At 44.4% G+C, this 18,247-nt stretch carries 17 protein-coding genes; 8 read left to right on the top strand and 9 right to left on the bottom strand.

Annotated features, from left to right (window positions below):
- Complete coding sequence (locus AAAA78_RS08460; protein ID WP_340591426.1) at positions 1 to 3,102, top strand: efflux RND transporter permease subunit; 3,102 nt, start codon at positions 1 to 3, stop codon at positions 3,100 to 3,102.
- Here the strand turns inward: AAAA78_RS08460 and AAAA78_RS08465 are convergent.
- Complete coding sequence (locus AAAA78_RS08465) at positions 3,099 to 4,511, bottom strand: protein adenylyltransferase SelO (protein ID WP_340591427.1); 1,413 nt, start codon at positions 4,509 to 4,511, stop codon at positions 3,099 to 3,101. The two genes, AAAA78_RS08460 and AAAA78_RS08465, sit on opposite strands and share 4 nt — an antisense overlap.
- Positions 4,512 to 4,612: 101 nt before the next feature.
- Here AAAA78_RS08465 and AAAA78_RS08470 point away from each other — a divergent pair, with 101 nt between their 5' ends.
- A complete protein-coding gene (locus AAAA78_RS08470) occupies positions 4,613 to 5,083 on the top strand; it encodes a MerC domain-containing protein (RefSeq protein ID WP_340591429.1) in 471 nt (156 codons plus the stop codon).
- Here AAAA78_RS08470 and AAAA78_RS08475 read toward each other — a convergent pair.
- Positions 4,976 to 5,740 (bottom strand): murein L,D-transpeptidase catalytic domain family protein, encoded by a 765-nt coding sequence (locus AAAA78_RS08475; protein ID WP_340591431.1) that lies wholly within the window; start codon positions 5,738 to 5,740, stop codon positions 4,976 to 4,978. The two genes, AAAA78_RS08470 and AAAA78_RS08475, sit on opposite strands and share 108 nt — an antisense overlap.
- A 234-nt stretch (positions 5,741 to 5,974) precedes the next feature.
- Between AAAA78_RS08475 and AAAA78_RS08480 the strand changes: the two genes are divergently transcribed.
- Positions 5,975 to 6,352, top strand: coding sequence for a high-potential iron-sulfur protein (locus tag AAAA78_RS08480; RefSeq protein ID WP_295906043.1), 378 nt, complete (start codon positions 5,975 to 5,977; stop codon positions 6,350 to 6,352).
- A 92-nt stretch (positions 6,353 to 6,444) separates the two neighbouring features.
- Here AAAA78_RS08480 and AAAA78_RS08485 read toward each other — a convergent pair whose 3' ends face one another.
- Positions 6,445 to 8,109 (bottom strand): AMP-binding protein, encoded by a 1,665-nt coding sequence (locus AAAA78_RS08485; RefSeq protein WP_340591432.1) that lies wholly within the window; start codon positions 8,107 to 8,109, stop codon positions 6,445 to 6,447.
- A 231-nt stretch (positions 8,110 to 8,340) separates the two neighbouring features.
- On the opposite strand from AAAA78_RS08485, the gene AAAA78_RS08490 reads away from it, so the two are divergent.
- The 3 genes from AAAA78_RS08490 (at position 8,341) to thrS (ending at position 11,322) form a co-directional block, all read left to right on the top strand.
- Positions 8,341 to 9,375, top strand: coding sequence for a hypothetical protein (locus AAAA78_RS08490; RefSeq protein WP_340591433.1), 1,035 nt, complete (start codon positions 8,341 to 8,343; stop codon positions 9,373 to 9,375).
- Complete coding sequence (locus tag AAAA78_RS08495) at positions 9,365 to 9,838, top strand: peroxiredoxin (protein ID WP_340591435.1); 474 nt, start codon at positions 9,365 to 9,367, stop codon at positions 9,836 to 9,838. Before AAAA78_RS08490 ends, AAAA78_RS08495 begins: the two co-directional genes overlap by 11 nt.
- Before the next feature lie 227 nt (positions 9,839 to 10,065).
- The gene (gene thrS, locus AAAA78_RS08500) at positions 10,066 to 11,322 is read left to right on the top strand and encodes a threonine--tRNA ligase (RefSeq protein WP_340591437.1); all 1,257 of its coding nucleotides are present in this window, start codon (positions 10,066 to 10,068) and stop codon (positions 11,320 to 11,322) included.
- Positions 11,323 to 11,391: 69 nt separating this feature from the next.
- Here thrS and AAAA78_RS08505 read toward each other — a convergent pair whose 3' ends face one another.
- From AAAA78_RS08505 to AAAA78_RS08525, 5 genes are read right to left on the bottom strand one after another with little or no spacing between them, the layout of a single operon-like run.
- Positions 11,392 to 12,471 carry a tryptophan 2,3-dioxygenase family protein gene (locus AAAA78_RS08505; protein ID WP_340591439.1) on the bottom strand — a complete coding sequence of 360 codons (1,080 nt, stop codon included), beginning with the start codon at positions 12,469 to 12,471 and terminating at the stop codon, positions 11,392 to 11,394.
- Complete coding sequence (locus AAAA78_RS08510) at positions 12,468 to 13,493, bottom strand: threonine aldolase family protein (RefSeq protein ID WP_340591441.1); 1,026 nt, start codon at positions 13,491 to 13,493, stop codon at positions 12,468 to 12,470. The genes AAAA78_RS08505 and AAAA78_RS08510 overlap by 4 nt, the downstream gene beginning before the upstream one ends.
- A 2-nt stretch (positions 13,494 to 13,495) precedes the next feature.
- Positions 13,496 to 14,455, bottom strand: a complete 960-nt coding sequence (locus AAAA78_RS08515; protein WP_340591442.1) for a formimidoylglutamase — start codon at positions 14,453 to 14,455, stop codon at positions 13,496 to 13,498.
- Positions 14,455 to 15,039: a hypothetical protein gene (locus tag AAAA78_RS08520; protein WP_340591444.1), complete on the bottom strand. Its 585-nt coding sequence runs from the start codon at positions 15,037 to 15,039 to the stop codon at positions 14,455 to 14,457. The genes AAAA78_RS08515 and AAAA78_RS08520 overlap by 1 nt, the downstream gene beginning before the upstream one ends.
- A 44-nt stretch (positions 15,040 to 15,083) precedes the next feature.
- Positions 15,084 to 15,803 carry a creatininase family protein gene (locus tag AAAA78_RS08525; RefSeq protein ID WP_340591446.1) on the bottom strand — a complete coding sequence of 240 codons (720 nt, stop codon included), beginning with the start codon at positions 15,801 to 15,803 and terminating at the stop codon, positions 15,084 to 15,086.
- A gap of 41 nt (positions 15,804 to 15,844) precedes the next feature.
- Between AAAA78_RS08525 and AAAA78_RS08530 the strand changes: the two genes are divergently transcribed.
- Both AAAA78_RS08530 and AAAA78_RS08535 read left to right on the top strand, forming a co-directional pair.
- Positions 15,845 to 16,690: a hypothetical protein gene (locus tag AAAA78_RS08530; RefSeq protein WP_340591447.1), complete on the top strand. Its 846-nt coding sequence runs from the start codon at positions 15,845 to 15,847 to the stop codon at positions 16,688 to 16,690.
- Positions 16,691 to 16,704: 14 nt separating this feature from the next.
- Positions 16,705 to 17,232 (top strand): hypothetical protein, encoded by a 528-nt coding sequence (locus tag AAAA78_RS08535; protein ID WP_340591448.1) that lies wholly within the window; start codon positions 16,705 to 16,707, stop codon positions 17,230 to 17,232.
- A 59-nt stretch (positions 17,233 to 17,291) separates the two neighbouring features.
- Here the strand turns inward: AAAA78_RS08535 and AAAA78_RS08540 are convergent, their stop codons facing one another.
- Entirely contained in the window at positions 17,292 to 18,218 is a 927-nt protein-coding gene (locus AAAA78_RS08540; protein ID WP_340591450.1) for an HD-GYP domain-containing protein, read from the bottom strand.
- Positions 18,219 to 18,247 lie beyond the last annotated feature (29 nt).

Genomic DNA, 18,247 nt, shown 5'->3' on the forward strand with positions numbered 1-18,247 from the left:
ATGAATTTACCAAGTCTGTCTATTCGACGACCGATTTTTATCTCTTGTATTGTCATCTTGATGTTGATTCTGGGTGCTTTCTCTTTAAGGAAAATGCCTGTTGATATGTTCCCGGATGTGACCTTTCCGGTTTTGTTCGTGCAGGTGGCTTATCCTGGAGCCTCGCCTCTGGATTTGGAGAAACAAGTTTCAAAGCTTATTGAAGATGAAGTCGGAAGTATTTCCGGTCTTAAAACTTTGACGTCCAACAATCTGGATGGTGTTGCCGTCATCATTCTTGAGTTCCAATTAGGAACGGACATCAAAGAGGTGGAGCAAGAGGTGCGTAACCGTATCGGGAATATCCGTCGTGATCTTCCTACGGATATTTACGAACCTGTGATCCGCCGCTTTGACCCTGCCGATCAGCCAATTGTGACTTTGGCGATCACATCTGAAATGGATGACGGAAAATCATACGATCTTGCCAATGAAGTTATCAAACCGCAGTTTGAACGTATTAAAGACGTCGGGCAAGTGGACATCTTTGGTGGTCGCAAGCAAGAGATTCACGTTCTTGTAGATAAAAACAAATTGCAAGACCGCAAAATCTCAATGCTTCAAGTGTCGCAACGTATTTTGGACACTTCAAAAGATATTCCGATCGGAAAAATTGAAAATCCAAAAGCGGAAACCACTCTTCGTACAAACGGGGAGTTTGATTCCTTAAAACAAATCGCCGAAGTGAACGTGAATTTCGTGGGCTCGGATAAAGCGGTTTTGGTGCAGGACGTGGGTCGCGTGGTGCGCAGTCTCGAAGATCAAAAAACCATGGGCCGTATCAAAGGGCAAAAGGCTCTTTTGATGAACGTTTACAAACAGCGTGGCGCAAATACCGTTGCGGTTGCTGAGAACGTCAAAAAGAACATTGAAAAAGTGAACTTGATGTTAAAAGAAAAAAACATCCAAGGACACGTGACGATGGTGCGTGATACGTCTCGTCCGATCCAGATGAACGTTTACGACGTTAAAGAATCGATCATCATCGGTATTATTCTTTGCGTGATCGTGGTGTTCTTCTTCCTGGGTTCTGCGCGTTCAACATTCATCACAGCCATGGCGCTTCCGAACTCATTGCTCGGTGGTTTCGTGATCATGTATGCAATGGGTTTTACGATCAACTTGATGACTCTTTTGGCTCTTTCATTGGCCGTGGGTCTTTTGATCGATGATGCGATCGTGGTGCGGGAAAATATCTTCCGTCACTTGGAAATGGGGAAAAAACCAAAAGATGCCGCTTTGGATGGAACCAAAGAGGTGGCGATGGCCGTTATCGCAACAACATTGGTTGTGATCGCGGTGTTTGGTCCAATTTCTTTTCTTCAAGGTATCGTTGGACAATTCTTTAAACAGTTTGGTTTAACGGTCGTATTTACGATGTTGATTTCATTGTTTGACGCTTTCACCGTGGCGCCGATGCTTTCAGCCTATATGGCGCACCCGAATGAACATAACAAAGGTGACGGTATTGTTGGCCGTATGCTGGCGGGCTTTGACCGTTTCCAAACATGGCTTGAGGATATTTACGAAGGGGCATTGAAATACACTTTGCACAACCCGAAGAAAATTCTTTTAGCCGGAACTTTGATCTTCTTTGGATCATTGGTGACGATTGCGTTTATTCCGAAAACGTTTTTACCGTCTCCGGATAACGGGGAGTTTATGGTGAATATTGAGTTGCCAGTGGGTTCTTCTTTGATGGCAACAAGCACCTTCACAGAAAAGATCGAAAAGATTTTTGATAATGACAAAGCTGTCGATATGGTTCTTGCGATTGTGGGGAATGCCAACAATGAAGCTAATAAATCTTCTTTGTTCGTACGTCTAGTGGAAAGAAAAAATCGCAGTATGTCGACAACGGATTACAAAGAGACTCTTCGTAAAAAACTTAAAGAGTTTGAAGGACAAGCCATCGTGGCCCTCGGTGATATCGATGCCGTGAACTCTGGTCAAAAACCTTTGAACGTCAATATTCAGGGTGAAAACTTAGAAGAGCTCAATGCTTACGCCGTGAAACTTGTTGAAAGAATGAAGAAGATTCCAGGGCTGGTAGACGTCGACACAAACTTCCGTTCTGGAAAGCCAGAGTTTCATGTCGTCTTTGATCGTAAAAAATCAGAGGCACTCGGTGTTTCCACGGTTACGGCCGGGGGAGAGCTCCGTAACCGCACCGAAGGGAATGAGCAGACAATCTTCCGTGAAAACGGAATCGATTACAAAGTGCGCGTGCGTTTTGAAGAAATATTCCGTGACTTAAGAACTCAGTTTGCATCGACGCTTGTACCCAATGCGAACTTCAACATGATTCCTCTTTCGCGTATTGCGCAAGGTGAAGAAGCGTTTGGTTACTCACAGATCAATCGTCAAAACAAAGGCCGCTACATCCAGATCTCTGGAAACTTAGCTAAAGGCGGTGCTTTGGGAACGATTTCGGCAGAGATTGAAAAAATCATCAAACAAGAGCTTCCACCTCCCCAAGGAGTGGATTACAAGTTCCAAGGTCAAGCCGATGACTTTAAAGAGTTGATCGAAAACATGTTGCTAGCGATTTTCTTAGGCGTGACGTTCATCTATCTTGTTCTGGCGAGCTTGTATGAAAGTTTCATCACACCATTTGCGATCTTGCTGGCATTGCCACTAGCGATGACGGGAGCCTTCTTGGGCTTGTTGATCTTTGGTAAAACGATCGACATCTTCTCGCTCATTGGTATCGTGCTTCTCTTAGGGGTTGTGGCGAAGAACTCAATCCTTCTTGTGGATTATACGAATCATTTGATCCGCGAAGGTTTGGATCGAAATGCGGCATTGCTGAAAGCTTGCCGCACGCGTCTTCGTCCGATCTTGATGACGTCACTTGCATTGATTTCCGGTATGATTCCTATTGCGATTGGTTTGAATGAAGCTTCTGCGATGAGAACGTCTATGGGTATTGCGATCATCGGCGGTCTGATCAGCTCGACATTGCTGACACTTTTGATTGTGCCAGCAGCGTTTGGATTTATTGAAGACTTCAAAATGTGGTTCCGCGCAAAACTTGCGAAGATCACAGGTTATCAAGCTTAAGAATAAACTCCACGGAAGCTCCGAATACTCACGAGCTTCTCTTCAAAGGAAGTCCAATCGTCATTTTCGGCGATGGGCTTCCAAATATTTTCCAACTCATCAATTAAAAGAGAGCAGGCTTTCGGTTGTTTGAAATAAGCATGCTGTGCTTTTTCTTCAGAAGCGATTTCAAAACACTCCAAAGTGTCTTTGAGTTTTAAGAAAGATTCTTTCTGATAAAGCTCACCTTGCGGAGAGCGAGCCAAGCGCTCGCGAATGCCTCCTGAATGCAGATCAAACATTGTCTGTTCGAAAAGGCATTTTTCTTTTTCCATAAATTGGAAAAGGTGACTGACAAGATCGATGTTGAGTTCTTGAACTGCAGCCGGGTCTTGCATCGGATTTCGTAAATTCAAACGTTTTAGAAGTTCTTGATGAATTTCATAGTTAAAATCATCGGCAAAACCTTCAAGCAATTCATCCAATGGTAAATCAGGATAAGCTCCTTTTAAAGCTCCGCCCAGTTGATACAAATTCCAAAGAACACTGGCAGGTTGGCGACCGAAGGAGTAAAGACCGGAATGATCAAAGTAAGCGGCTGTGAAGTTCGGATCGTAAGTGGGAAGAAAACGGTAAGGGCCGTAGTCGAAACTTTCTCCGGTAATGTTCATGTTATCGGTATTCAGCACACCATGAACGAAACCTGCCATCATCCATGAGGCGACAAGCTTAGCCATTCTTTGCGACACAGATTGCAGAAACACAGCGGCCTGTTCTTGATCCTGATGGTTTTCAAGAGCAGGGTAGAAATGCTTCACACAATACGCCAGCAATTTTTTGATGTTTTCAGGCTGCTGCAAAAACGCAAGTCTTTGAAAAGTTCCAAAGCGAATGTGACTGTGACTTAAACGAACAAGAATTCCGGCGCGAGTCGGCGAAGGTTCATCGTGTCTTTCTAAACTTTCTCCGGTTTCAAAGACGGAAAAAGTTTTGCTTGTGTTCACTCCATAAGATTCCAAAAGTTCGGTGGCCAGAATTTCGCGGAAAGCGCCTTTGAGAGTCAACCTGCCGTCGCCGTTGCGAGAGTAGGGTGTTTGTCCGCTTCCTTTAGTGCCTAAATCCAAAAGACGATCTGGCGTTTGAAACTGTGCAAATAAAAATCCGCGACCATCACCGAGTTGTGGATTGTAGGTCTGGAATTGATGGCCGTGGTAACGAAGTGCCAAAGGTGTTTTGATATTCCCTGGTATCGCTTCAAAGGCCCAGAAGTGTTTTTGCCACTGCTCAGGAGTTAAATTATCTAATCCGATTTGTTTTGCCGCGGCCTGGTTGCGATAGCGTAAAATAGCTTTAGGAAAACGCGCCGCTTCGACTTCATCGTAGAAATCAGGGCCTAATTCATAAATGGGAGGAACGTTTGCTGAAGACACTCCTTTTTATGGAACTAAGTTCATGGAAACGCAATATGAGTTTTCCCTAGTTGACAATTACTTGCATTTAGAAGAAAACAGAGTTTCAAAGGTGGTAATTCGTGGACGAACGTATCCTTTCCGAGCCCTCTGCTCCCGCAAAAGTTGAAACTCATTGCTGTGATGTAGATCATTCCGCACACGAAACCTTTGAAGCGCAAACGGATCGTTGGGATAAGCTTGGTATTTTTCTTTCAAGTCTTTGTGCGATTCATTGTCTGGCGACACCTTTGCTTGTTCTGGCTCTTCCGGTTTTAGGAGATTTCTTTCATCAAGGTTGGGTCCACATCTCTATGGCTATTTTTGTGATTCCGGTAGGAATTTTTGCTTTCTGGTCCGGATATAAACATCATCGTCAAACAAAAGTTTTTGCCCTAGGTGTATTGGGGCTTTTGATGGTGGGAGGAGCTTCGGTTGCTCCTCACTCATGGGTTGAGTTCTTCGAATACGATATTGTGACCATCTTCGGCGGTTTGTTCCTTGTCACGGCTCACGTTTTGAACCGCCGGGCTTGCCTGTGCCACGCTCATTAAACTTTTGTGATAAGCGTAGAGCACAGCTCCGCCTTTGATCAATGGCAAGATTTTTTGGCTGATAGCCTCAGAGACGGCGGGGCATCCCCAGCTTCGTCCCATACGCCCATATTGCTCTAAAAAATCCATCGAGACATAAGAAGCCCCGTGCATGACAATCGCACGTTCAAAGGCATTGTTATTGGATTTCTCAAGGCCGTGTAAATACAAAGATTCGCCGTGATTTCCATAGTAGGTGGAGCCCGTGATATAAAACCCCAAAGATGATTTTTTAGAATCAATCTGGTTAGAAAAGCTGACGGCTTCGTCTTCGCCGCTATTCACTCCGTGAGCTACATAATATTTCTCGACGGTTCCTTTGTTCAGGTCCAGCAAATACAGACGGCGAGAGGATGAGGGTTTGGAGTAGTCAATAATAACAGCATAGTTTTTATTGGTGATTTTCTTTGTCGCAGGTTCATCATAAAGTTTTACTTTAAATTCCTTTTGATCGTTGATGTCGAGAAATTCAAAAGTTCTTTCAAGGGCTTCCTTCGGTACGCCGGAGTCTTTGTAGAGATCGTAGAGAAGTTTCCCCTCGATCTTTTTCGTGTACCAAGAATCAGCAAAACAAATTGACGTTGAAAGTAAGACGGCAAAACACACTAAAGATTTCATCCCCATTTCCCCCGCAAATCACATATCAATGTCTATGCCGAGTACTTTAGTCCGTGTTGGCTGTCTAATTTCTTTGAAGCAATGGCTGTCAGCGGTGACGGCGACAGATCACGGCAGAAGTGCAGCAAAGTGTGGCACATCATGCAGCAACCTGGATCTTCTGCAAATTTACAATTGAAAACCAAATGAAAAGTTATAGTATCGGTAGTTGAGAATAAATTTTTTGGAGGCAACATGATCGATAACAAAATGAATCGTCGCGGTTTCTTTTCAACAATGGCAAAAATTGCGGGTGTGACTTTCGTAGCTCCTGCGGTTTTAACAAGCGTGTTTTCTTCTCAAGCGCAAGCTCAGAAAAAACGCGGTGGTGGTGCTCCGGCAGCCGGTGGTGCTATGCCAATGGTAGATCCAAATGACTCAGTTGCAAAAGCAGTAAAGTATATTGAGGATCACAAGAAATCTCCGGAAGCAAAAGGCAATCATTGTGCGACTTGCGGTTTCTACGCTAAAAAAGAAACTCGTAACGGTCAGGAAGCAGGAACTTGCACTATCTTCGCTGGTAAACTTGTTTACGCGAATGCTTGGTGTGCTTCTTGGAATAAGAAAGCTTAAGCTTTCAAAAAGAAAAGGGGCTTTTAAAGCCCCTTTTATATTGCTCCAGCTTCGCGGTCCGGGACCGCTTCGCTCTGCCGGCGTCCGCCGATTTATTTAGTCGTTTCTCTTAAAGCACGACGTAATATTTTTCCGACGTTTGTTTTCGGAAGCTCTGTTCTAAACTCTACCAAACGTGGCACTTTATAGTTTGTTAAACTTTTGCGAGCGTGTGCAATTACATCTTCTGCCGTCAAGTTTGGATCTTTCTTTACGACAACCGCTTTCACGATTTCTCCAGAGTGTTCATCAGGAACCCCGATCGCAGCCACTTCTAAGACTCCAGGGTGAGAAGCAATCGCTTCTTCCACTTCGTTTGGATAAACGTTAAAGCCTGATACCAAGATCATATCTTTTTTGCGATCGACGATCTTAAAGAAGCCGTCAGCGTCAACAACAGCCACATCGCCCGTTTTTAGCCAGCCGTCTTTAAGAACTTTCGCTGTTTCATCCGGACGGTTCCAATAACCCGCCATCACTTGAGGGCCTTTGCAAACAAGTTCTCCAGGTTCTCCCATCGGAACTTCTTGGTCGTCATCATTCACAAGTTTTACATCTGTGCTAGGAAAAGGAAGACCGATAGATCCTACTTTGTCCGTGCCATCAATGGGATTGCAAGACACAACAGGGGAGGCTTCTGTTAAGCCGTAGCCTTCGACGATCACGGATTTTGTAAGCTCCATCCATTTTTCAGCAACAGATTTTTGCAAAGTCATTGCACCTGCGACGCTCACTTTTACACGGCTAAAATTCACCGTCATAAATTCGGGATTGTTCATCAAAGCGTTGAACAAAGTATTCACGCCAGCCATGACTGTAAATGGCGTCTTTTTAAGTTCTTTGATAAAGCCTGGAATATCACGAGGGTTCGTGATCAAAATATTTTCAGCACCATAACGAAGAAGCCCCAAACAGTTCAAAGTCAAAGCGAAGATGTGATACAAAGGAAGAGCGGCAATCGCCACCTCTTCACCTTCGCGAAGTTTTGGTTGCATCCAATCGCGGATTTGCATGACGTTCGCAAGAACGTTGCGGTGAAGAAGCATCGCTCCTTTTGCAACACCTGTTGTGCCACCTGTGTATTGAAGGAATGCAATATCATCTAAAGTCGTTGGCACTCGTTGCGAAGGTTTCATCGCGCCCAATTCCAGTGCCTGACGGAAGGTGTAAGCGTGAGGAATATTATAAGCAGGCACCATTTTTTTGATATATTTCACAACCGAATTAACAAGAATTCTTTTTGGAGTCGGGAAGAGATCCGCGATTTCCGTAACAACGACACTTTCGATGTCTGTGTCTTTAAGAATTTGTTCAAGCAGGTGAGCATAGTTGGCAAGAATCACAACAGCTTTGGCGCCTGAATCTTTGAATTGGTGTTGCATCTCTTTTGCTGTGTAAAGAGGATTCGTGTTTACGATTGTCAGGCCTGAGCGAAGTGCCGCGAATGCAATCACCGGAAATTGCAAAACATTCGGCATTTGAATCGCGATGCGGTCGCCTTTTTTTAGTTTTAATTCGTTTTGCAGGAAGGAAGCAAATTGATCCACCTTGCGATCTAAATCTGAGAAGGTGAGGCTCACTCCCATGTTTGTGAAAGCTTTTTTGGAAGTGAACATACGAACAGATTCTTCGTACATATCGACAAGGGAAGTGTATTTTGTGACATCCACTTCAGGGCTAACGCCTTTTGGATAGTTTTTCAGCCAAATCTTTTCCATTCTTCCCTCCTGATGCTAATAAATTATGTTCCGAAAAAGGATAGAGTAAGTACCCAGGTTGGGTAAAGTAAATTCGCGAAACAAATCTTGTTTTCGCAAAAGGTATTTGCAAAACTTGAGGGGATGGCATTGCTGCGACAACTGGTCCTGATCGGACTCTTTTTATCCCTGGCTTCGTGTTTTTCCCGTGAGGAAAAGAAGGTTTCTCCTGTGGAGGAGGCTCCTAAGACGGTGCAAAAAGTTACCGTGTCACCGGAGCAAGATGCGTCGAGCAAAGACAAAAGTCTCGATGTGTTCGCGCGTTATTTCGAACAGGCGGACGCCATCCATCGCGAAGCCTGGTGGGTTTTGACCAATGAACGTCCTCCCATCGGAAAATCTCCCTTTGGTAAAGTTCAAAGAGCTTTGTTGGCCTCACAAAATATCAAGCTTACGAATAAGTCTATGTTTAGTTGCGATCGCTATTTGGTGAAGCGCGATGTGCTGGGAGCGAACGGATTCCCGCAAAAAGCCGAGATTTTTGAAAAGTGCAGTGAGAAAATCGCAGCAAAAAAAATCGCTGAGTTTTCAGCTCCAAGTCTTAAAGAAATTCAGGCGACATTTTTTCCTGAGAACTTAGAAGAAATTCTAGGTCTTGGTGCGACGGTTTTAAACAAACACATCCAGTGTACTTTTAATGGCGATGAACAGGGACAATTGCAAAAACTAAAATGCAAAGACTGGTCGCAAGATCGAACAAAAGAACAAATGATCCGTTTGGATGTCTACGATTACGAAAAAGCTGGCAAGAATTTAATTAAATTGCGTGGCAAGGTATACGAAAACTTATCTGACACGCGCAAAATTGAAGCGGATATTCCAATGGAAGGAAAAATCTATGTCACCGAGACAGAGCTTTATCCTCCAGAGCCGACACCGACACCAAAACCATCTCCGACTCCGAAAGCGACGGCCGCACAGGAGCGAGCACCGGGTGCTCCGCCGTTGACGCTGCCTCCGGAGGGAGGAGCTGTGCAAGTCGTCCCTCCGGGAGTGGGAGTGCCTGAAGAGGGCGAACCGCCAGCATTAACCCCGCTTCATTTGCCGCCACCGCGTGGACAAGCCGTGGACCCTGACGTGATGATGCAACGACAACAAAATCAACAAGGACCTGTTCCTGAAGATCATGAAATGATAGAAGAGGTTCCTCAGCAAGATGGTGCACAACAGCCACAAGACGTTGTGCCACCAGCGCCACCTGCCGCAGGAGGAGTTTATGGCCGCTAAAGTCGCATTAGGTAAAAAAGTTCCGAATTTTAAAATCGCTTCTTCAAGTGGGGAAGATTTTTCTTTATCTGATTACAAAGGTAAAAAAGTCGTTTTGTATTTTTACCCGAAAGACAGCACTCCAGGGTGCACAACAGAAGGCATTGAATTTAACGACATGCTTTCACAGTTTAAAAAACAGAATGCGGAAGTCGTAGGAATTTCTCGTGACAGTTTGAAGTCGCACGATAAATTTATCTGCAAATACGATTTTAAATTTCAATTGCTTTCCGATGAAGACGAAGAAGTCTGCAAGCTCTTTGACGTCATCAAAGAAAAGAATATGTACGGCAAAAAAGTGATGGGCATCGAGCGCAGCACTTTCATCATTGACGAAGATCAAAAACTTGTCGGTGAATTCCGTAAGATCAAAGCCCAAGGCCACGCAGCCGAGATGCTGCAATTCCTTAAAGGTCTTAAATAAACCTAAATTTTTCTTATGAGGGCCCCAAAAATTATTTATTGGGGTCTTGTCATGGCTTATGTTATTTTCAGAGCATGTGTTTTTCTGTTTTCTTAAACCTCATTCTTAGTTTCTCTACGACCACCCCGTAAGGGGATCATTCTTATATTGTCGCTTTCTTAGCAAAGCGCAAACCGTCTGCATTTTTTTAATTTATATATTTTAAATCTCTTATTTGGAGTTTTCTCATGTCTTTTGAAGAAAAAAACGTGAAGGCCGAGCTTTGCCTTCACGAGCACGACCATCGTGAATTAAATAAAAAGCATCACTATTATCATTCAGAGGAAAATATCGGAGCAGGTCTGCCGTTGTGGCTTCCGGCAGGCGTTGTTTTGCGGGATGAACTTGAAAAGTTCGCACGCGAGTTGGAATTCTTTGCAGGATTTCAGCGTGTCGTGAGTCCGCATATCGCTAAAGAAGACCTTTATCATCAATCGGGACATTTGCCTTATTACGAAGACTCGATGTTTCCGCCCATTGAGCTTGAAAACGTGCGCTATCGGTTAAGACCTATGTGTTGTCCTCACCATCATAAGATCTACTCGTCACAGCTACGAAGTTACAGAGATCTTCCGCTGCGACTAGCAGAATACGGGCAAGTGTATCGCTATGAGCGCTCAGGTGTGCTGTCAGGTCTTATGCGTGCGCGAGGTCTATGTCAGAACGATGCGCATCTGTATTGCCGTCCCGATCAAGTAAAAAACGAAATCAAAAAAGTTCTTCAAATGTATCAAGAAGCTTATCGTGTCTTACGAATTTCTGAATACCGTGTGCGACTTTCAAAATGGGGAGGAAGTTCTGACGGAAAATATGTTCCTTTCCCAGAGAAGTGGGTGTGGGCAGAAGGCGTCTTAAGAGATGTCCTTATCGAGTTGCAATGGCCGTTCAATGAAGAAGAGGGCGAGGCCGCGTTTTACGGGCCTAAGATTGATATTCAGCTTAAAAATATTTACGGCAAGGAAGAGTCCGCTTCCACTGTGCAATTGGATTTCATCAGCGCTGAAAGATTCGATCTTTCTTATATCGATGAAAATGGCAAAGCTGTACGACCTTTGATTTTGCATCGAGCTCCGCTAGGTTCTCACGAAAGAATGGTGTCGTTCTTGATTGAAAAATACAAAGGGGCTTTTCCTTTATGGTTGTCGCCGGTGCAGGTCAAAATTCTTCCCATTGCAGAAAGGCATTTTGAGTGGGGAAGAGAAGTGCAAAAAGCGTTACATAACGCTTTTGTGCGTGTTGAGATTGATGAGCGCATCGAAAGTCTTTCGAAGAAAGTCGCCGAAGCCCAAGCGGAACAAGTCCCGTATGTGCTGGTGATTGGAGACCGCGAGGTTCAAGATCAGTCGGTGAGCATACGTAAACGAGGCGAAGGAAAAAGTGTCGTAAGTTCATTGAAGAGACTGCTGCAGGATTTGAAAGAACAGATAAGAATGAGAAGTATTTAGAAATAAAAAGGCGCGTAAAAACCTACGCGCCTTTTATGCCCTGCAATTCAAAAAGGTACGGCGTACCTTTTAGTAATTGAAGTTCATGCGTTTTGCGATCGACTCGGGAAGTGGCGGCACTTGCGAGCTTGGAATAAAGAAAGTTGTGAGATTAAAGAAGTCTCCAAAGATCTTATGCTTCGTCGTCGCTTCGGATAAGTATTTGTGACCGCTAGATCCGCCAGTACCGATTTTTTGTCCGAGCATACGCAAAGCCATCATCGCGTGACGGTAGCGCCAAGTTGTCATCGTCTCGTCAATGTCTAATAAGGCTCTGATGATACGGAAAGGCGTTTGAAGAATAGGCTGATGGCGATAAAGCGGGATCAGGATCGCCGCGTGCAAAGCTTTATAGCTGAGACGGTATTGACCTTCTTTGCGAAGCTGGTTGTAAACGTCTTCGCTAAAAAGAGCATCAAAGCTTTTCAACGTCGCTTCAAGGCCTGCGATGTCGCGGGCTTTTTCTTCTTCGGTGAGACGTGTATTTTTCTTCACAACATCAATATCTGCTTGGAACATTTTGTTCACAGCTTGTTTGTAAGAATCCCAGAAATTAAAGTTTTCGCCTTGTAGGAACGGCGTTCTTTCTAGCCACTTTTCAACGGAATCAAATAAAGATTCAGAGTTTAAAACATTCATCATCTCTTTTTGTTGTTCTTCCGTTAAAGACTTATAAAACGGCGCCTGGTTGTAAGCCAAACGATCGCCCATGCGAAGACCAAGCTTCGTTTCAATCAAACGCCACTGAAAACTTTGAAATCCTGAAGCCGGGTAAAGCATGTCACGGAAATCCAAGAAGTCCATTGGGGTCATGGTCTCTAGAACGTCGATTTGGTTGATGATCATTTTCAAAATGCTCGCGATGCGCTCAAGACGGGCACTGGTAACACCAAGTTCTCTTTCAGGAATGGAGTCTTTTTTAAATGTCGCAAGGACAGAATCCAATTCAAAAATAATTTGCTTAAACCACAACTCGTAAGTTTGGTGGACAGTGATGAAAAGCATCTCATCGTGAGCAGGCTTTCCGTATTCGGCACTTTTTGGATGTTGTGCAGATAAAAGGGCGTCAAGGCCAAGATAGTTATGATAGTGAACTGCAGGGTATTTCATCGTGAAAGCTCCTTTAAAGCCGCGGCAAAGCCATCGATATCTTCTTTGCGAGTGTCCCAAGAGGTCATCCAGCGGCACTCGAATGTATTTTCATCCCACACGTAAAAGAAATATTTCTCACGCAGAGGTTTCACCCAAGAACTGGGGATTTTTGCAAAGACCGCATTGCTTTGCGGAACTTCGCGCACACTCACGCCAGGAATATCTTTGACGGCTTCGTAAAGATACTGCGCCATGGAGCAAGAGTGGTTGGCAATATCTTGCCATAAATTATTCTGAAAATATGCTTGAAACTGACAAGCGATAAAACGAGTTTTTGAAGGAAGTTGCGCGCTCTGTTTGCGAATATATTTGAAATTCTGCGCAAGCTCTTTATTAAAGAACACCACAGCTTCACCCATCAAAAGTCCGTTTTTAGTACCGCCAAAAGACACTGCATCGACGCCTAAATCCGCTGTGATTTCTTTCAGAGTTTTCTTTAAATAAGCGGCGGCATTTGAAAGGCGAGAGCCATCAATATGCACGTGCATTTTCTTTTCTTTGGCCAAGCCAATTAAAACTTTTAATTCTTCGATAGAGTAAGTCGTTCCAAGCTCGGTGGGTTGAGTAATCGACAACACTTGTCCTTGTGAGTAGTGTTGATCGCCGCGACGGATGTAGGTTTTCTCTAAATCAGCGACAGAAATTTTTCCATTCACGGAAGGCAACGCAATAAGCTTTGCGCCAGTAAAAAATTCCGGAGCGCCACACTCATCCACATTGATGTGTGCGACATCAGAACAGAAGATCGCTTGGTAGGATTCCGTCAGGGCTTTTAATGCCGTGACGTTCGCAGCTGTGCCGTTGAAAACAAAAAACACCTGCGCGTCTGAGCCAAATTGTTTTTTAAATTCCGCAATAGCTTTTTCCGTCCATTCATCAGTTCCGTAAGCAGGAGCGTGATCGACGTTGGCTTCTGCCAAAGAAGCTAAAATCTGCGGGTGAACTCCGGCATGATTGTCGCTGCCAAACCCTCGTTTCATAACTAGGCCTTGTTCAGATTTGCGAAAATAAAATTGTGCGCGATAAGAGCCGCTAACTTACTTGTGCGATTGTCTTGATCCAATGGCGGAGAAACTTCGTAAATACCAATACCACGAACATCAAATTCGCGATTCAGCCACAAGAAGCTCTCTAAAAATTCTTTTGTAAATAAACCCGTGGTCCAAGACTGACTGCAACCTGGGGCTTCATTGGAAGTGAAGGCATCGATGTCGATGCTTAAGAAAACTTTTTTCTTTTCTTTATCCTTCATGAAGTTTTTAAGAACGGGCAAAAGTCCTTCGGCATTCACTTGGTCTAAAGTGAAAACAGAAGCCCCGTGATTTTTCGCCCAAGTGATATGAGCTTGGCTGTTGCATTGGTTTTGAATTCCAACTTCAGCAAAGTCCACGTGACCTTTGAATTCTGAAAGTACACGGTGAAAAGGTGTGCCCGAATTAAAACCTTTATCCGTCGGACGGACATCCATATGAGCATCAAAATTAATCAAGACGGCATTGTCTTTAAAGACATCCAAAAATCCTGCACCATCGCAGTAGCCATAATCATGACCGCCACCAAGGGAGATCCAGCGTTTTCCCGACGCAGCCAACGCACGTGCAGTTTCGCGCGCTTTCTCGTGACGATCGCCCAAAGGTTTTTCTTTATCCGCCAGATCACCCAAGTCCAAAATTTTTGGCAGGCGGATGGAAGCCAAGTGTGGAGTCATCTTGTAGAGATAAAAACGAACCTCACGGGGAGCCGCTTGCGCTCCAGGGCGTCCGCCATTCAAAGCAATGCCTTCATCGTCAGGAAGACCTAAGATGGCGAAGTCAAAATCATGTTCGGAAATTTTTTGTAGATCAGGCTTTGATAAAGGCTGGACGCATTCTCCAAGACGCGGATCTTCTTTGTCGTTTTTGGTGAAAAGAAGATGTTTGTCGATCGGATGAAACCAGCTCATTATCTCAGGTTGCCCCACTTAGACATGCGGAGAATTTTTTTAACATCTCCAGTCTCTGAATCATAGATTTTCATGGTCGCATTGCTTTTGCCAAACTGAATCGTCGCAAAAGTAGTGCTTGTGGTGTCTGACAAGAAGACAACCCACTCTTTTCCTTCCGTCGGTGTGACGCTGTAGCGATAAGTGATCGGGTCGGCTGTTCTGTAGTCAGCGCCGTTTTGGAAATCTTTTAAATTGATTGGATAAAAACTCAAAGAGTTGAAATCACGAACAGTGATAATGCCGTCTTGGCTATACCAGTAGCCGAGCATTTTCTTAAGACCTACATACTCAACGCTTTCAATCACGGCTTTGCAAGTTTGGACATCAAGAAGGCCCGTTGCTGTGATTGTATCGCCCGTCGTAAGCTTACGGATGTTCGTAGAAGCATCTTCTGATTTTGAATCAATAACATAGCGAGGGCAGAGATCGCCTGAATGCAAATAAACGCCTGTGAAGTCTCTTTCTATAGTCCCAACAATCGGTTGAGAAGAAAAAGCCACAGATGAAACAGCAAGGCTGAGGACGAAAAACAATAATCTCATGCCCCACCTTGTTCCATGGCTCTTATGCTCGGTCAATAGTATTTCTACTCCATTTTTTGACAGATCGAGTCAACTGCTAAATTAAATAGCACTTTCCCGTGTTCAGCCGAGCAAAGGCTCGGGTTTGAACCCATTCGACCATCGGGGAAAGTTTCACGGAACTCTTTCGGAGCCATTGGCCAATGAGGACGATCTTTCGTCGGTTTGAAATCCATCTTCGGAACATCTTTATAAGCTTCAGGATGAGTGAACATTGTGACGGAGATTTCTCCGCATGTCGCATGAAAACCATTTTCGTTACCAAAGACTTTGTTTTCGTAAGCCGTCACCTCAGGAAGATGCCACCAGTTGAAAAGTTTAATATCGAAAGTCTCTTGATCTTGTTTGGCTTGGCAGAACGCCGAAGTCAAAGGGGCGATATTGCCGCCGTGACCGTTGATAAATGTAAACTTATTAAAGCCGTGCTTTCCCAGGCTTTGAATGATTTCAGTCACCACTTGAATGTAAGTGATGGGAGAAAAAGTAATCGTCCCAGGGAAAGCCATGTGGTGCACAGCCATTCCAAAACACAACGGCGGAGCCACCAGAGTTTTTGTTTTTTCTCCAACAGCTTTCGCAACTTCCCACGCAGACAAATAATCAATGCCAATAAGACCCGTCGGACCGTGTTGCTCTGTAGAGCCCACCGGAACGATGATGTGTTTTTTTGTTTTTAGGTATTTTTCAACTTGTGGCCACGTTTTTTCTTGTAGATTCATCGACATTGCTTGCTCCAATGATCTAAGCACACATAATATAAATATAAATGTCTATCGATAACGGAACTAGTCAGCTTTCTTTTCCTTTGCGCGGAGAAATTCCTTCGGCAGAAACTCTTATTGTGCGCGACATTGACGTCGTCGGTACGGGAGCATTGCGCCGCCATCAGTTGGAAGAGTTGCAAAAAACAAAAAAATTTATTTTGCATACCCACGAAAGCATGATTCCTGAATCCGTGCAGTCGATTTATCAGGCGGAGCTCATCAGAACGTTGCAGTGGCTTCGTCCGGTGAAAACGGAGAAAAAAGACATCTTTGATTTTCTTCACGAAGAACAAGTTCTCTTTTCTAAGATATTTCCTGAGACAACCAAGGCCTTGGGGTTCGCCGTAAATAAAATCCGGGATCGCTATCTTGATGAGATGGAGTGGAGCAGTTGGCTTCTTCAAGATCATTGGCGCTATTTTGTAGGCTTTCTTCGTCAGATGTTTCCAGATAAGCCGGGGCTTATGGAAACCGCCCATTGGGAATGGGTGCAAGCGTGGATTGAAATTCAGCCTTTTGATTTGGGCCGACTAGAAAAAAACGTCGTGATCGTAAATCCTAGTTTGCAGATCGTTTCATTCTCTCAAAACAACGCTGTTTTAAAGCGAGACAAAGGTATGTACGCTTTTGTTTACAGTGGTGCGAAAGCGACTGTGGTGGAAAGAGCACTAGACGTGTATGAAGCGCAATTCATCGACTTATTACAAGAAGATAGAAAGTACACGCCTGACCAACTCACACAGAGGGCCTTGCTGAGTGACGAAATAACACCTCAACTATCATCCGAAGAGTGGCAAAATAAGTTTTTCTCTCTCTGTCAGGACGCTATACTGATTTGCGAGACCTAACAAGGAGTGTGCGGATGAAAGCAAAAATCTTAGCTCTGGTGGCTGTAGTGATTGCAAGTGTGGTGGCGGGAAATGCCGAGGCGCGCGGAAGTGCAAGCGGCGTGATGTTAACGGGCAATGCCTTTATCTATAATTCCACCGACGATAACAACGGGACAAAGATTGAATCCAAGAATAGCATTTATGATATCAAGCTGGGATATCTAACCGGCAGCGGTTTGTATCTGGGTGGTATCTATACTCTGCGCAACTCGCAAACTGGCAGTACGACTACAGATGGAAAAGCTCTTGGCGGTTCCGTTGGTTATGTCGCGGCGAATGGCTTTTTTGTGATGGGCCACTATATTGCTTCTGCCGAATTGGGTGATCTTAAAGAGGGTAAAGGGATGCAAGGTGATCTGGGGTATCTTACCAATGTCACGGGTGCATTTGTTGTGGGTGTTGAACTGACTTACCGTTCAATTGAATACAAAACGACAAGCGATACAAAATATAAAAAAGATGAATTGCTTCCGCTTTTGACTTTAGGATTTGTGTTCTAGATTTAAAACTGAAAATGGAATTTCGGAAAAAAGGGCTTCATGATGAAGCCCTTTTTTATTTAAAGACCTTTAAGTATATCGTTCAGTAATTGAATATGTTGCAGTGGGTGCTTACCAACATGGTCGATCATCATTTTTTTCGCGGCTTCCGCTTTAGGCACACTTTCAAACGTGATCAGGCGATCTATGGCGTTCGCAGAAGAAACGAGAACTGCCAACGGATCTTGATCTTTTTCGCGCAAACCCTTGGGGCCGGCGCCATTGATCGTTTCTTCGTGCTGAGCGATGATATTGATCACAGTTTGATCAAAGTGTTTCTTATCCTGAACTTTTGTGGCGCCATCTGTAGGGTGTCTGTTCCAAACGGCGCGGTCCGCTTCACTCATAGTATCTAAAGGCTGATTGAGATTGAGCGAAGAGTTGTGGTGGCCGTAGTCGTGTAAGATAGCGCCCAAAGTAAGAAGCTGTGTTTTCTTTGGATCGCTAATTCCTAATTTCTGTGCCAGAGCGATTGAAAGTGTTGCGACAGTCACGCCATGATGGGCGATGTTTTTATCCGTATTTTCGATATTCATGATCGAGGACATGGCTTGGGCATTGCTCATGATAAAGTTCACGTACTTGCCAGCCGCATCCTTGGCGTAATTGTAGGATTCGACGTTGTCGGGATTTTCAAAAACTTCTTCGGCGTTGTTTTGTTGGGAACCTTGAATGATTTCTGAACGAGTTTGAATGTCTTTGTTCGAAGAGTTGTCGTAAGCCGTCTCGATATTTTTTTGCAGATAGCTGCGGTAGCTTGTTTCCTCGTCTGTAAGGATGTACATTTTGCGAAGTTTTTTGTCCTTAAGACGTTTGAGGCGTTCTCCCTCGAAACTGTCGCCGCGACGAAGGTAGAGAATCATCTTTTCGTTGATTTTAACGTAAGCGTTGAAGTCGATCTTTTGATCTCCGCGCAGGGTGCTTACGCGAATAGAAACATAATCCATTGCCTCTGTGTCCTTCGGTTGTTATCGTA

This window comes from Bdellovibrio sp. BCCA (assembly GCF_037996825.1).
Classification (GTDB): Bacteria; Bdellovibrionota; Bdellovibrionia; order Bdellovibrionales; family Bdellovibrionaceae; genus Bdellovibrio.